The sequence below is a fragment of the Nitrospinota bacterium genome (assembly GCA_009873635.1).
In the GTDB taxonomy this organism is placed as follows: Bacteria; Nitrospinota; Nitrospinia; order Nitrospinales; family VA-1; genus LS-NOB.
In genome coordinates this window covers 58,773-72,986 of sequence record WAHY01000007.1, presented here as the reverse complement: position 1 = coordinate 72,986, position 14,214 = coordinate 58,773, and the positions used below count along the sequence as shown (strand labels likewise).

At 45.9% G+C, this 14,214-nt stretch carries 13 protein-coding genes, 1 rRNA gene, 1 pseudogene and 1 other annotated feature (1 of these 16 cut by a window edge); of the genes and pseudogenes, 13 read left to right on the top strand and 2 right to left on the bottom strand.

The features are described from left to right. Positions 1–2,809: a sequence feature (possible 23S ribosomal RNA but does not have good blast hits on one or both of the ends), on the top strand. The 12 genes from F3741_06200 (at position 2,294) to F3741_06145 (ending at position 12,303) form a co-directional block, all read left to right on the top strand. Then, positions 2,294–2,485 (top strand): hypothetical protein, encoded by a 192-nt coding sequence (locus F3741_06200; protein MZG30390.1) that lies wholly within the window; start codon positions 2,294–2,296, stop codon positions 2,483–2,485. It overlaps the preceding feature by 192 nt. A gap of 46 nt (positions 2,810–2,855) precedes the next feature. Further along, positions 2,856–2,972, top strand: a 5S ribosomal RNA gene (gene rrf, locus F3741_06195). Between the two features lie 378 nt (positions 2,973–3,350). After that, positions 3,351–3,707, top strand: a complete 357-nt coding sequence (locus F3741_06190; GenBank protein MZG30389.1) for an NADH-quinone oxidoreductase subunit A — start codon at positions 3,351–3,353, stop codon at positions 3,705–3,707. Positions 3,708–3,751: 44 nt separating this feature from the next. Continuing rightward, on the top strand, positions 3,752–4,237 hold the full coding sequence (locus F3741_06185) for an NADH-quinone oxidoreductase subunit C (GenBank protein MZG30388.1): 486 nt from the start codon (positions 3,752–3,754) through the stop codon (positions 4,235–4,237). Positions 4,238–4,246: 9 nt separating this feature from the next. Further along, a complete protein-coding gene (gene nuoH / locus F3741_06180; GenBank protein ID MZG30387.1) occupies positions 4,247–5,323 on the top strand; it encodes an NADH-quinone oxidoreductase subunit NuoH in 1,077 nt (358 codons plus the stop codon). Positions 5,324–5,335: 12 nt separating this feature from the next. Further along, a complete protein-coding gene (locus F3741_06175; GenBank protein MZG30386.1) occupies positions 5,336–5,905 on the top strand; it encodes an NADH-quinone oxidoreductase subunit I in 570 nt (189 codons plus the stop codon). Next, on the top strand, positions 5,893–6,402 hold the full coding sequence (locus F3741_06170; GenBank protein MZG30385.1) for an NADH-quinone oxidoreductase subunit J: 510 nt from the start codon (positions 5,893–5,895) through the stop codon (positions 6,400–6,402). The genes F3741_06175 and F3741_06170 overlap by 13 nt, the downstream gene beginning before the upstream one ends. Positions 6,403–6,404: 2 nt before the next feature. Next, positions 6,405–6,719 carry an NADH-quinone oxidoreductase subunit NuoK gene (gene nuoK / locus F3741_06165; GenBank protein ID MZG30384.1) on the top strand — a complete coding sequence of 105 codons (315 nt, stop codon included), beginning with the start codon at positions 6,405–6,407 and terminating at the stop codon, positions 6,717–6,719. 7 nt (positions 6,720–6,726) lie between these two features. Further along, complete coding sequence (gene nuoL, locus F3741_06160; protein ID MZG30383.1) at positions 6,727–8,700, top strand: NADH-quinone oxidoreductase subunit L; 1,974 nt, start codon at positions 6,727–6,729, stop codon at positions 8,698–8,700. Then, a complete protein-coding gene (locus F3741_06155; protein ID MZG30382.1) occupies positions 8,701–10,305 on the top strand; it encodes an NADH-quinone oxidoreductase subunit M in 1,605 nt (534 codons plus the stop codon). Between the two features lie 3 nt (positions 10,306–10,308). Further along, positions 10,309–11,745, top strand: a complete 1,437-nt coding sequence (locus F3741_06150; protein MZG30381.1) for an NADH-quinone oxidoreductase subunit N — start codon at positions 10,309–10,311, stop codon at positions 11,743–11,745. 237 nt (positions 11,746–11,982) lie between these two features. Beyond that, positions 11,983–12,303: a hypothetical protein gene (locus tag F3741_06145; GenBank protein MZG30380.1), complete on the top strand. Its 321-nt coding sequence runs from the start codon at positions 11,983–11,985 to the stop codon at positions 12,301–12,303. An 81-nt stretch (positions 12,304–12,384) separates the two neighbouring features. Here F3741_06145 and tatA read toward each other — a convergent pair whose 3' ends face one another. After that, the gene (tatA, locus tag F3741_06140) at positions 12,385–12,756 is read right to left on the bottom strand and encodes a twin-arginine translocase TatA/TatE family subunit (GenBank protein MZG30379.1); all 372 of its coding nucleotides are present in this window, start codon (positions 12,754–12,756) and stop codon (positions 12,385–12,387) included. A 153-nt stretch (positions 12,757–12,909) separates the two neighbouring features. Beyond that, positions 12,910–13,575 (bottom strand): ribulose-phosphate 3-epimerase, encoded by a 666-nt coding sequence (locus tag F3741_06135; GenBank protein ID MZG30378.1) that lies wholly within the window; start codon positions 13,573–13,575, stop codon positions 12,910–12,912. Positions 13,576–13,724: 149 nt separating this feature from the next. On the opposite strand from F3741_06135, the pseudogene F3741_06130 reads away from it, so the two are divergent. Next, positions 13,725–14,214: pseudogene (locus tag F3741_06130) on the top strand (chloride channel protein); it runs 1,275 nt beyond the window's last position.

The following is a 14,214-nucleotide window of genomic DNA, read 5'->3' as shown; positions in this document are numbered from 1 at the left end:
CGATTCTCTGAGTAGCGGCGAGCGAAAGGGGAACAGCCTAAACCAGACTGTATGTTAAAGCTCGTGGGCGTTGTACATCTGGGGTTGTGGGTTTTAACCGGGCGGAGCTACGAATCCGCCGGGATGTAAGAAAAACATGTTTTAGCTTAAGAAACTGGAAAGTTTCGCCATAGAGGGTGATAGCCCCGTGAGCGAAAAGGCATGTTCATCCCGGGTTAGATACCCGAGTACTGCGGGACACGTGAAATCTTGCAGGAATCTGGGAGGACCACCTCCTAAGGCTAAATACTGTTGACGACCGATAGTGGACTAGTACCGTGAGGGAAAGGTGAAAAGCACCCCGGTGAGGGGAGTGAAATAGAATATGAAACCGTAAGCCTACAATCAGTGGGAGCACTATATTTCCGTTTCGGCGGAGACAGGTGTGACCGCGTACCTTTTGCATAATGAGCCGTCGAGTTACTTTACTTAGCAAGGTTAAGCCGTTAGGTGTAGCCGTAGCGAAAGCGAGTCTTAATAGGGCGATTAGTTAAGTGGAGTAGACCCGAAGCCGGGTGATCTATCCATGGCCAGGGTGAAGCGAAGGTAACACTTCGTGAAGGCCCGAACCAGTAGTCGTTGAAAAGACTTTGGATGAGCTGTGGATAGGGGTGAAAGGCCAATCAAACCCGGCAATAGCTGGTTCTCCTCGAAATAGTTTTAGGACTAGCCTTGCATAAAATAGCATATGGAGGTAGGGCGCTGGATGGGCTAGGGGCCTCACCAGGTTACCAAACCCAACCAATCTTCGAATTCCATATGTGGTACTGCAGGAGTCAGACTATGGGTGATAAGGTCCATGGTCGAAAGGGAAAGAGCCCAGATCACCAGCTAAGGTCCCAAAGTCATGCTAAGTGGGAAAGGCTGTGGGAATACACAGACAATCAGGAGGTTGGCTTAGAAGCAGCAATCCTTTAAAGAAAGCGTAATAGCTCACTGATCAAGTGTACCTGCGCCGAAAATGTAACGGGGCTAAGCATGGCACCGAAGCTGTGAATTGGAAACCATTTCGGTGGTTTCTTCTGGTAGAGGAGCGTTCCATACTGGGCTGAAGCTCGACCGTAAGGACGGGTGGACTGTATGGAAGTGAGTATGACGGCATGAGTAACGATAAAACAGGTGAGAAACCTGTTCGCCGAAAATCCAAGGTTTCCTGAGGAAGGGTAATCCTCTCAGGGTAAGTCGGCCCCTAAGGCGAGGCTGAAAAGCGTAGCTGATGGGAAACGGGTTAATATTCCCGTACCGGCCAGATCGCGTTATTAGCGATGGGGTAACGTAGAAGGGTAGTCTATCCGGGTGTTGGATGTCCCGGTACAAGCAGGTAGGAGGGTGGTTTTGGCAAATCCGGACCGCCATTCAACTCCGAGATGTGATGTGGAGCTTCTCTTTCGGGACAAGCGAACTAGATGATCCCATGCTACCTAGAAAAACCTCTAGTGAGTGGTTTGGCCGACCGTACTCTAAACCAACACAGGTGGATGAGTAGAGAATACTAAGGCGCTTGAGAGAACTCTGGTTAAGGAACTCGGCAAATTGACTCCGTAACCTAGGGATAAGGAGTGCCTCCATTAGGTGAAAGAACTTGCTTCTGGAGCTGAAGGGGGTTGCAGTGACCAGGTAGCCGCGACTGTTTACTAAAAACATAGGACTCTGCGAAGTCGCAAGACGATGTATAGGGTCTGACGCCTGCCCGGTGCCGGAAGGTTAAAAGGAGGGGTTAGTCTTCGGACGAAGCTCTGAATTGAAGCCCCGGTAAACGGCGGCCGTAACTATAACGGTCCTAAGGTAGCGAAATTCCTTGTCGGGTAAGTTCCGACCTGCACGAATGGCGTAACGATGGCTACACTGTCTCAACCAGGGACTCAGTGAAATTGACATACCGGTGAAGATGCCGGTTTCCCGCGACAGGACGGAAAGACCCCGTGCACCTTTACTACAACCTGATATGGAATATCGGTTTAGTATGTGTAGGATAGGTGGGAGACTTTGAAGCTTCGGCGCTAGCCGAGGTGGAGTCATCCTTGAAATACCACCCTTATTACACTGCTATTCTAACCTCGATCCCGTGAATCCGGGTCAGGGACAATGTCAGGCGGGTAGTTTGACTGGGGCGGTCGCCTCCTAAAATGTAACGGAGGCGCGCGAAGGTTCTCTCAGGCTGATTGGAAACCAGCCTTCGAGTGCAAAGGCATAAGAGAGCTTGACTGCGAGACTTACAAGTCGAGCAGGTGCGAAAGCAGGTCTTAGTGATCCGGTGGTTCCATGTGGAAGGGCCATCGCTCAACGGATAAAAGGTACGCCGGGGATAACAGGCTTATCGCCCCCAAGAGTCCATATCGACGGGGCGGTTTGGCACCTCGATGTCGGCTCACCGCATCCTGGGGCTGAAGCAGGTCCCAAGGGTTGGTCTGTTCGCCCATTAAAGCGGTACGCGAGCTGGGTTTAGAACGTCGTGAGACAGTTCGGTCCCTATCCGTCGTGGGTGTTAGATATTTGAAGGGAGCTGCTCCTAGTACGAGAGGACCGGGGTGGACAAACCTCTAGTGTGCTGGTTGTGATGCCAATTGCATTGCCAGGTAGCTATGTTTGGAAAGGATAACCGCTGAAAGCATCTAAGCGGGAAGCCAACCCTAAAACAAGATATCTCTTCTTCCTTCGGGAAGACTAAAGACTCCTTGAAGACTACGAGGTTGATAGGCAGGATGTGTACGCACAGTAATGTGTTCAGCTAACCTGTACTAATAAGTCGTGAGGCTTGACCTTTTTATTTCCCCACTACTTCAGACTAATTCAATTGCATTAAAATATCGGATTTTTCCGGTCTTGATAGCGAAAGGGCCACACCCGTTCCCATTCCGAACACGGAAGTTAAGCCTTTCAGCGCCGATGGTACTGCACGGGCAGCTGTGTGGGAGAGTAGGACGAGGCCGGGCTTTTATTCAAAACGCCTCCAACATAAGTTGGAGGCGTTTTTTTTTATCCGCACCTTGCTTTTTCACAATATTCATCGTCTTCCACTTTCCCATTCCCCTCACCCTGAAACCCCTCTCTATCCCTTTTAAAAAGCAACACTTCCACCCCTCCAAATTATTCTAAAATTCAACGCTTTTTCATTGACAATATGTACCGGCTTGGTTACTATCGCCCTTCTATTTAACCGTGTTTTTATCGCCAGCTCAAAGTTCAATTAACTGTTTGTTTTTGGGGATTTAAGACGGCTCATAATGAGAGGTTTTAGATTGGCTGGCTATGAACCAGCAGGTCTGCACCGGTTAACTGCGTTCATTAAAAATCTCAGGTAAATTAAGCATATGCTTGAAGAATACATAGGCGCGGCAATCATGTTTCTCATGGCCTTGGGAATAGCCTGTGGCATGGTTGCTATGACATCCCTCTTGGGTCCCAAAAGGGAATTCGCTGACAAAATGGAACCTTTTGAATGTGGCGAAAGCCAGTTGGTTTCTCCTCACCAGCGTTTCTCCGTCAAGTTTTATTTGGTTGCCGTCTTGTTCGTTCTATTCGATATCGAAGCTATTTTCTTTTTCCCCTGGGCCGTTCTATTTAAAAGACTGGGCATGTTCGGTTTCATAGAAATGCTGTTGTTTATTTTAATTCTTGGGATTGGGCTTTTATATGTCTGGAAACGTGGCGGACTCGACTGGGAATAAGTGTTAAAAGACCTGATTGGGTCTAACTATTAATTAAAAAAACGATGCCTGAAGAAAAAATTATTGAACGCATAAAAGAGCATTACGGTTCTTCAGTGATAGACAGTCACAGCTTCCGTGACAACCAAACGGTCACTGTAAAAAAAGATTGCGGTAATGAGTTCTTCAAGTTCCTGCGTGATGATCCGGAGTTAGCGTTTAATTTTTTAATGGACATTACTGCTGTGGACTATCTCTCCAAAAAGGATGAGCGATTTGAAGTGGTTTACCATTTCTACTCCTTAAAATATAACCATCGTTTAAGAGTTAAAATTCCTGTGTCGTTGGAAGACTGCAGTACCGAATCGGTAACGCCTCTCTGGAAAACAGCAAACTGGTATGAGCGTGAAATCTGGGACATGTATGGTATCAAATTTCGCAACCATCCAAACTTGAGGCGGATTTTACTTTACGAAGAGTTTAAAGGACATCCTTTACGCAAAGATTATCCTATCAACAAAAGGCAGCCCTTGATAGGGCCGCTGAATTAAGGAAAGACCATGTGGGTCGACTTAATCATTACGCTGATTAAAATCTTATTCGTCTTCGCGGTCACCGTTGGTTTTTTTGCCCCGGTTCTGACCTGGGTGGAACGTAAGCAGAGTGCGCTCATGCAAGATCGCATTGGGGCAAACCGTGCAGACATAATGGGCTTTACAGTACTGGGTCTGTTTCACATCATCGCCGATGCGCTGAAGATGTTCACCAAAGAAGATTTTATTCCTGAAGGTGCCAACAAGGTCCTTCATACTATCAGTCCGATCATAGCTCTGGTCCCTGCCCTCCTGACATTTGCGGTTGTCCCTTTCGGAGGACAATACACCCTGTTTGATACAAAAGTTAATCTGGTCATTTCTGATCTTGATGTCGGACTTTTATTTGTATTCGCAATAGCATCATTAGCAACATACGGCTATGTAATCGCCGGCTGGAGCTCTAACAACAACTGGTCTCTTTTAGGTTCCATGCGAACTGCTTCCCAGATGATTTCCTACGAAGTCACCATGGGTCTTACCATCATTGGAGTCCTGATGGTTTATGGCTCGATGAAGTTGACTGAGATTGGTGCGATTCAGGAGGATTTCTGGAGGTGGGGAATTTTTCTCCAGCCCGTTGGTTTCTTCATGTTTTTGACAGCATCCATTGCTGAGAACAAACGTATCCCCTTCGATGCCCCGGAGGCAGAGTCGGAATTGGTCGCTGGTTATTTCACAGAATATAGTGGTCTTAAATTCGGAATGTTTTTCATGGCCGAATTTGTAGAAATGGTCACGATCGGTGCGATCATGACCATTTTATTTTTGGGAGCGTGGCATATTCCGTTTTTAACAACTGCCACTTTGCTTTCCTGGTTTGACTTTCTCGGTACTACAGGGTCAAACCTTATCGTGATGTTAATTCATGTAGGCGTGTTTTTTGCCAAGGTGGTTTTCTTCATTTATTTGCAAATGATAATTCGGTGGACACTTCCCCGATTCCGTTATGACCAGATCATGAAGCTGGGCTGGAAAATTCTTCTGCCCTTATCCCTGGCGAATATTCTTGTTACCGGGCTTGTCATCCTGGCGCTGAATTAAAGGAGTACGCTCATGGCTTACTATGTAAATAGAAGATCAGAAATGACATGGTGGGAGAAGTCTTATATCCCCGAAATATTAAAGGGGATGTGGCTCACTTCCCGACGTTTTTTTCATAACCTGTTTGGATTCATTCCTTTTTTTCTTGGGACTGAAAAAGATAGAAGGATTATGACCGTTTATTATCCGGAGGAACAGGTTGAGTATCCGGTTGCTTACAGGGGAAGACCTGTTCTGGCTCAGAATGAAGACGGGCACCCCGCTTGTGTTGCCTGCGGTCTGTGCGAAATCGCCTGCCCTGCCTATTGCATACACATTGAACCCGGACAAAACACTGGCAAACAAAACCAGTATGAAAGATGGCCGGATGTTTTCAACATTGATTACGCAATTTGTATTTTTTGCGGAAATTGTGAAGAGGCTTGTCCTGAAGAAGCTATTTTTATGAGCGATGATTGTGAAATATCCATGCTGGACAGAAAAAAAATGCTTTACACCAAAGAGCAGCTTTTGACTCCGGTTGCTGATTTACAAAAGCGGATTGAATTCACCCGAAATATGTACGCTAAATGGAACTACTGATTTTTTATCCACTGGCCGGGCTTTGTGTAGTGCTTGCCCTGGGCGTTGTTTTTAACAATAGCCCGGTAGGATCTGCCATATCACTGATCGGAATGATGTTGGGCCTTGCAGGAATTTTTGTTCTGCAACAGGCACACTTCATTGCCATTTTGCAGATCATCATTTATGCCGGTGCGATCATGGTTCTATTTATGTTCGTGATCATGCTCTTGAACCTGAAAAAGGGTGATGACAAAGGCTGGATAGCAAGAGAACAAAATTTGTTGCTCTCGGTTTTAACCGGGCTGCTTGCAATAGGAATTTTATATAAAATTTCGGATATTATTCTAGGCGCAGAGATGGGCGCACCGGCTATCCTTCCGGATAGTTTTGGCACGGTAGCAGAAGTTGGTGAAACCTTGTTTACTGACTTCGTATTACCTTTCGAAGTGGCATCAATACTTTTACTTGCGGCGATGGTCGGGGCCGTTGTCCTGGCTAAAACCAAATTGGACTGATAATGCTAGAAGATACTGTTCCTTTATCTCATTACTTGATGTTAAGCGCGACCCTGTTCGTGATCGGCATTGTTGGCGTCCTCATTCGCAGGAACGTCATTGTTGTATTTATGTCCATAGAGATCATGTTGAACGCAGTGAATATTTCGCTGATCGCGTTCGACCATTTCATGAATCTTTCGAGCGGGCAAATTTTTAGTTTTATGGTGATGTGTGTGGCCGCTGCCGAAGTTTCGGTCGGACTGGCTATTATCATTGCCTTGCATCGGAATAAACCGACTGTCAACCTGGATGAGTTTAACCTGTTAAAGTGGTAGAAAAGGTATGTTGCTAAAATTAACCTGTCTGGTTCCTCTTTTTCCATTGATCGGATCCATCATCAATGGATTTTTTGGGCTGAAAATCGGCAAGAATGCTGTAGGGCTTGTGGCTTGTGGCAGTATGGCCCTTTCGTTTCTTACCTCAATCCTTATCTATATCGGCTACCTCCTGCTGCCTGAAGGACAGCATATATACGAACAAGTCGTATGGACCTGGTTCGGAGCCGGAAATTTCAATGTTGACTTTGGTTTCCAGATTGACCCGCTGACCCTGGTTATGATGTTTGTTGTAACGGGTGTTGGTTTCATCATCCATGTCTATGCTATTGGCTACATGCATGAAGAGTTCAGTTACTACCGGTTCTTCGCTTACTTCAACCTGTTTGCCTCCGCCATGCTCCTTCTCGTTATGGGCAATAACTTCCTGCTCATGTTCATTGGCTGGGAGGGTGTTGGTTGTTGTTCCTATTTTCTCATTGGCTATTACTTCGAGAAAAAATCTGCATGTGACGCTGGCACGAAAGCTTTCATCGTAAACCGTGTGGGTGACTTCGCCTTTCTATTGGCGGTCATGTACATCTTTAATATCTTCGGCACTATTGACTTCTCCGATGTCATGCACATGGCTCCTGAGAAACTGGTCTATGGTGGAGAAGTCGTGACCATCATCACCATGTTGCTCTTTGTCGGCGCAACGGGTAAATCTGCACAGATTCCGCTTTACACATGGCTGCCAGATGCTATGGAAGGCCCGACTCCTGTTAGTGCCTTGATCCACGCGGCCACAATGGTAACGGCTGGTGTGTATATGGTTGTCCGCTGTAACGCGTTATTCAATTTATCACCTCTAACCATGACCGTTGTTGCGTTTATAGGTGGTGGTACGGCGGTGATGGCGGCAACCATAGGAATGACCCAGTTCGATATCAAACGCGTTCTGGCATACTCCACGGTCAGTCAGATTGGTTATATGTTTCTCGCTTGCGGTGTTGGTGCATACACGGCTGCTATTTTTCATCTCGTAACCCATGCTTTTTTCAAAGCCTGTCTCTTTCTGGGTTCCGGTAGTGTCATTCATGGAATCCATGGTGAACAGGATATGCGTAAGATGGGAGGATTGAAAAGCCACATGCCTGTCACCTACTGGACCTTCCTGGTATCAACTCTGGCGATAGCTGGAATCTTCCCCCTATCGGGTTTCTTTAGTAAGGATGAGGTGCTCTACCACTCTTTAATGGATGGCAATATTATATTCTGGGGTATGGGAATTTCCGCCGCATTGTTGACAGCTTTTTATATGTTCAGACTGGTCTTCATGACTTTCCATGGTGAATCCCGTGTCGATCCTTCGGTCCATCCACACGAGTCGCCAAAAGTAATGACCATGCCTCTTGTAATTCTGGCTGGGCTTGCGACTGTTGGGGGGTTATTAGGCATACCCTTCCATCATTGGTGGCATATTCATATTTTACATAGCTGGTTGGAACCGGTTCTTCATTTCGATCTGGCTCATGCACTGGAGCACTCTGAACACTTGCTTCATGAAGTTGGACGCCATGCGCCTTCCTGGGCACACCTGTTGGAACCGGCTGAACATGAATGGTGGATAGAACTGATGCTGATGTTCTTCTCCCTGGCAGTTGCCATCTCAGGTATATTTGGCGCTTACATGTTTTACATTAAACGTCCCGACTTGCCAGACAAGTTCACGGAAGGTCAATGGGGTGTGGATCTGGTTACAAACAAATACTATGTGGACGAACTTTATGACGAATCAATCGTACAGCCCACAGTCGAAGGCTCCAAACTTTTGTGGAAGGAATGCGATGCCAAAGCTATTGATGGCACCGTGAATGGCACCGCCAACACAATAGGATGGTTCAGCCGCCAGGCACAGGTGTTTCAGTCCGGTTTTGTCCGTAATTACGCATTATTTATTGTTGTCGGGTTTATTAGTCTTTTATTGGTGATGTTTTAAATGTTTTTAACTTTCATCACATTTCTACCCTTATTCGGGGCACTGTTCCTGGCATTTATGCCGAAGGAAAATGAAGGTGCAATAAAGCAAACCGCTCTTGCTATTGCGGCGGCGGATTTTCTGCTTTCACTACTGCTTTGGACCAACTTCGACAACACCACTCACAAAATGCAGTTTGGGTTGAACATTCCATGGATCGAATCATGGGGCATCAACTACCACATTGGGATGGATGGTATCTCACTTCTCCTTTATGTGATGACCACCTTCCTGACCATGATCTGCATCATTGCATCCTGGGATGTTAAGAAACATATCCGCGAATATATGATGGCCATGCTTGCTCTTTCAACAGGCATGTTGGGTGTTTTTATCGCCCTTGACCTTTTCTTATTTTACGTATTCTGGGAATTCCAACTGGTCCCCATGTACATCATAGTTGGAGTCTGGGGAGGACCACGCCGGATTTACGCGTCTATCAAGTTCTTCTTGTACACCGCTGTCGGCTCACTTCTTATGCTAGTGGCCATCATCTGGATTTATTTTCATGTCCAGCAGACTACAGGTGTGGGGACTGCTGATATTCTTTATATCACCGAACATCTTGATGTCCCCCTCGATGCCTCCAAATGGCTGTGGATGGCCTTCTTCCTGGCTTTTGCCATCAAGGTACCCATGTTTCCTTTCCACACCTGGTTGCCAGACGCCCACGTTGAAGCACCCACTGCGGGTTCTGTCATTCTGGCGGGTGTCTTGCTTAAAATGGGAACTTATGGGTTCCTGCGTTTCAACCTGCCCTTATTCCCCCAGGCGTCTTACGAATTTGTTCCTATGGTTGCCTGGTTGTCGATCATCGGAATCGTATACGGAGCACTGGTAGCAATGGTGCAGGAAGATTTGAAAAAACTGGTCGCTTATTCCAGTGTCAGTCACCTGGGTTTCATCATGCTGGGAATATTTGCTCTCAATCCTTATGGAATTCAAGGGGCTTTAATTCAAAATATTAATCATGGAATCAGCACCAGCGCACTCTTCCTGCTGGTTGGTGTCATCTATGACAGACGTCATACAAGGTTGATAAAAGAGTTTGGCGGATTGGCTAAAATCATGCCCAAATACACAATTTGTTTTATGATTGTGGCCCTTTCTTCGATCGGGTTACCCGGTATGAATGGGTTTGTTGGGGAATTTCTAGTATTACTTGGAATATTTCAAGTCAATGGGGTCTGGGCGGCTTGTGCCACTTCAGGGGTCATACTGGCAGCCTGTTATATCCTTTGGATGTTTCAACGTGTCATGTTTCTTGAATTGGATAATCCGGAAAACAAGAACCTCAAAGATATGAATATCAGGGAAATGTTTACCGTTGTTCCGTTGATCGTTTTGATTTTCTGGATAGGTTTATATCCTAAACCCTTCATGAAAACATTTGATTCGTCGGTCAATCATCTGGTATCAAAAGTAAGCCCCGACAATTTCCGCCCCACCCAGGATCATCATGACAGTGGCGGCCATGGAGAACACGCTCAACTCATTACACAAACTGAAATGGCCAGTTTGAACCACAAGCTTCAAATGCCCAAAAAAGTTTTTATTAAGGAATAAATAGTGGAACCGATTTTAGCACCTGAATCAATTGACCTGATTGCCCTGGCGCCTGTGCTCGTGCTGAGTGTCTTCGCCATGATGGTACTGGTCGTTGACCTATGGGGGGGACGAAACAAAACTCTCCTGATGTTTGTCAGCCTTGTTGGCCTGTTGATGACGACCATCAGCGCATTTGCGAAGCGTCCGCTTCCTGCTTATTCCTTTAACGACAGCTATGTCGTTGATAACTTATCTTTATTTTTCATTTGCATATTCACCATCAGTTCTGCACTGGCAATTCTATTATCCGCAGAATACAACGAGCGGGAAGGCATAGGTGCAGGAGAATACTATGCTCTCATCCTGTTTTGTACTGTTGGAATGATCCTTCTTGCGTCATCCACAGATATGATCATGATATTTCTGGGTATCGAAATTGTTTCGATCTGCCTTTACGTCCTGGCAGGAATACGCCGTGGAGACCATAAGTCTAACGAGGCGGCTCTTAAATATTTTCTGCTTGGTGCATTTGCAACCGGTTTCTTGCTGTATGGAATGACTCTGGTTTATGGTTCAACCGGTACCACCAACCTGTTTAAAATCGCGGATTTTGTACAGAACCCATCGGCACAGGCCAATCCCCTGCTATTGATGGGACTGGTACTTCTGGTTATCGGGTTTGGCTTCAAAGTAGCTTCTGTGCCCTTTCATATGTGGGCCCCCGATGTCTATCATGGTGCGCCGACTCCAGTGACCGCTTTCATGGCAGTAGGACCAAAAGCCGCGGCATTTGCCGCTTTTTTCCGGGTCTTTGCTGAAGCCTTTCCGGAAATGTCGCCATCCTGGGAATTGCTTCTCAGTATCATAGCCGTTCTCAGTATGTTCGTAGGCAACCTTGGTGCCATCATGCAAACCAACATCAAAAGAATGTTGGCATTTTCCAGTATTTCTCATGCGGGATACATATTGATGGCGGTCATAGCCAAAAACTCTCTCGGCAGTTCAAGCCTGCTGTTTTATATGCTGGCATATGCTTTCATGACCTTTGGAATTTTCGGCATCATCATTATTCTGGGTCGCAAAGGTGAAGAGAACCTGGAAATCAAAAATTATTCAGGCCTGGCTTACAAGCATCCCGTTATAGCTTTGTGTATGACCATATTTCTCCTGTCGCTGGGTGGGCTGCCACCTTTTGCGGGATTCGTCGCCAAGTTTTATATCTTCAGCGCGGCTATTCAGGAAGGGTTGCTCACACTGGTTATCATCGCCGTGCTTAACAGCGCCATCTCCCTGTATTACTACCTGAAGGTCATTGTCTTTATGTATATGAAGGAGCAGGAAGCAGAGTTTAGAGTCTCCCTGACACCCATGACCCTGTTCGTAATCTTTATCGGTGTAATCGGCACCATCAACCTCGGTATCTTCCCAGACGCGATCATCGCCCTCGCCTCGCACTAGGCGTGCGGTCAACGAGTAATAATCCATTCCACAAAAATAATAATTGGCCACAAAATATAGATATTTCAATTTTTAAATTGGACAAATTGACCAGCCGTCAGGGGCACTTAGTAAAGACTCTCCAAAAATACAAAAAATAACTTTCGAATGATTCTTTCCAGTTTCATCTTCTTCCCCTGCAAAGGGATGCTATAATTCCCATTCTTAAATAATTCATTAGTGAGGCAGGTTGGCGTTATGAAAATGCATCATCTGGATAAGGAAAAAGTAGAAGCAGTCATGCAAAAAGTGAAGGAAGTGGTCGACTCAGGTCAATATCCTCCTGATATTATAGAAGAAATTTTTAAGCTTTCAGAAGTGGACGGCGAAAAATTTCTCGAATGCAAGGCCCACCCTATTCAAAAGGAAAAGGTGAATTTTGAAATTGACCCGGAAAAAGGAGTGAGGTTTTTTGACCCGTTCAACTTTTTCACCCGTGGCATCTATAAAGATATGGATGGATTGACTATCTGGACCATGGATAATCTGAAAGAGCCATGGGAATACGACGAAAACTAGCCGTTTTCTTATCTACCCACGCATAAAAAAAACCCCGTGCCTGTTGGCACGGGGTTTTTAATAAGACAGTGCTTTTCTCTTTTAACTTTTTTCCTGATCTTTACTGAAGTCGTAAGACCCTTTTCGCGGGAGAGATGCCGTAAAACTATCTGCGGCGTCTTTCATAGCTTTATCCTTAGCTTCCCCTTCTTCCTCAGCCTTTTTTCTAATCGCGGCTTCTTTTTCTTCGTCGGTCATATCTTCCTCGGCCTTACCTTCCCCGACCTGTGCCGCTTGTTCGCCCTCTTCTACCGCTACCTCTTCATCACCTTCTTGCGCTTCTTTCATAGAAGTTTTGAAGTTTTTAATACTACGGCCAAAAGCACTTCCAATTTCGGGAAGCTTTCCTGCCCCGAAAATAATCATAATGATGATCAAGATGACCATCAACTCAGGAAAACCAATTCCCATCATAACTCTTATCCTCCCAGTATTAGATAATAGGCTTCTGGCCTCTTGCAGGACATCTACCTACAGAAACTCTTAAGTGATGTTATTGCAGTTTAGCCTTTTTTTATAAGTGATTACAAGGGGAAATGCCCTTTATTCGGGTTATCAGGGGCTCTTTCAGCCTTGACGAAGGGAATCTATCGCCTTTTTATAGTCTTTTGCGTTAAAAATTGCCGACCCGGCAACTAATACGCTCGCCCCTGCCTCTGCAATATCAGCGGCATTATCAGAGTTGATACCACCATCTACCTCAAGTGCAATGGGGTGTTCATAGTGCGTGGTGATCTCACTCAGGTTCTCGATCTTGTCCAAAATAGATGGAATAAACTTTTGCCCCCCAAATCCCGGGTTGACCGACATGAGTAAAACCATATCAATCTCGTGCAAAATTTCTTCTAAAGAGGAAAGCGGAGTTGCAGGGTTGAGAACCACCCCCGACATTTTATCCTGATCCTTGATCAGCTGAATGGTACGGTTTAAATGAGGACAAGCTTCAACGTGGACAGTAATTATGTCCGCACCAGCTGAAATAAATTCACCTATATATTTATCGGCATTTTCAATCATCAAATGCACATCCAGCGGCAGTTCTGTCACTTTTCGTATAGATTCTACAACCGCCGGACCAATGGTGATATTAGGCACAAAATGCCCATCCATAACATCAACATGAATCCAGTCGGCTCCAGCCTGCTCTACCGCCTTGACCTCATCTCCCAGCCGGGAAAAGTCTGCGGCGAGGATTGAAGGAGCTATGATCACCCCACCTTTTTTCTCGGCCATTATTTAACTAATCCTCTTCAAAAAATAAATCGAACGAAGCATAGCATAAGCTGTTAAATCGTTCCATTTTTATAATCCTGTGACACAAAGCCTCTGGAACTGAATGACTTATTTCATTATAATGTTGAACTTTATACCCCACTATATTAATGCCCATGCAGACCATGCTTGAAAATCTCCGTGAGAGGATCAAGAACCTCTTAACGCAAGATCACAATTTGCTATTGCTGGCAGCCGTGATCGGATTTCTTGCAGGTTTGGCATCTACCCTGTTTCGCAGACTGATAGAGTTTTTTGGGGATATATTTTCAGCAGATGGATTGGAAGTCATTGGAATAACGGGCTCAGTGGTCCCTCTCTTGCTGCCAATCATGCCAATGATAGGCGGGATCATTACCGGTATCATCTGCCACTTTTTCCCTGATGCTGTCAAAGAAAACGGTGTGCACCGGGTCATGCATGCCGTTGCCATGAAAGCCGGGAAAATACGTAAACGAACTTTACTGACCTGCTCGACCACCTCTGCACTCACTATAGGTTCCGGAGGTTCAGCTGGACGAGAGGGACCCACTGTGCAGATAGGTTCAGCCGTAGGCTCTGCTCTTGGTAACCTGTTCCACCTTTCCCATGAAAGAGTTC

Excerpts from the sequence above, each read along its gene's own strand:
- F3741_06175 (MZG30386.1), top strand. The coding sequence starts at position 5,336 with ATGGCTTACTATGTAAATAGAAGATCAGAAATGACATGGTGGGAGAAG.
- F3741_06190 (MZG30389.1), top strand. The coding sequence starts at position 3,351 with ATGCTTGAAGAATACATAGGCGCGGCAATCATGTTTCTCATGGCCTTG.
- nuoL (MZG30383.1), top strand. The coding sequence starts at position 6,727 with ATGTTGCTAAAATTAACCTGTCTGGTTCCTCTTTTTCCATTGATCGGA.
- F3741_06145 (MZG30380.1), top strand. The coding sequence starts at position 11,983 with ATGAAAATGCATCATCTGGATAAGGAAAAAGTAGAAGCAGTCATGCAA.
- nuoH (MZG30387.1), top strand. The coding sequence starts at position 4,247 with ATGTGGGTCGACTTAATCATTACGCTGATTAAAATCTTATTCGTCTTC.
- F3741_06185 (MZG30388.1), top strand. The coding sequence starts at position 3,752 with ATGCCTGAAGAAAAAATTATTGAACGCATAAAAGAGCATTACGGTTCT.
- tatA (MZG30379.1), bottom strand. The coding sequence starts at position 12,756 with ATGATGGGAATTGGTTTTCCTGAGTTGATGGTCATCTTGATCATCATT.
- F3741_06135 (MZG30378.1), bottom strand. The coding sequence starts at position 13,575 with ATGGCCGAGAAAAAAGGTGGGGTGATCATAGCTCCTTCAATCCTCGCC.
- F3741_06155 (MZG30382.1), top strand. The coding sequence starts at position 8,701 with ATGTTTTTAACTTTCATCACATTTCTACCCTTATTCGGGGCACTGTTC.
- F3741_06170 (MZG30385.1), top strand. The coding sequence starts at position 5,893 with ATGGAACTACTGATTTTTTATCCACTGGCCGGGCTTTGTGTAGTGCTT.
- nuoK (MZG30384.1), top strand. The coding sequence starts at position 6,405 with ATGCTAGAAGATACTGTTCCTTTATCTCATTACTTGATGTTAAGCGCG.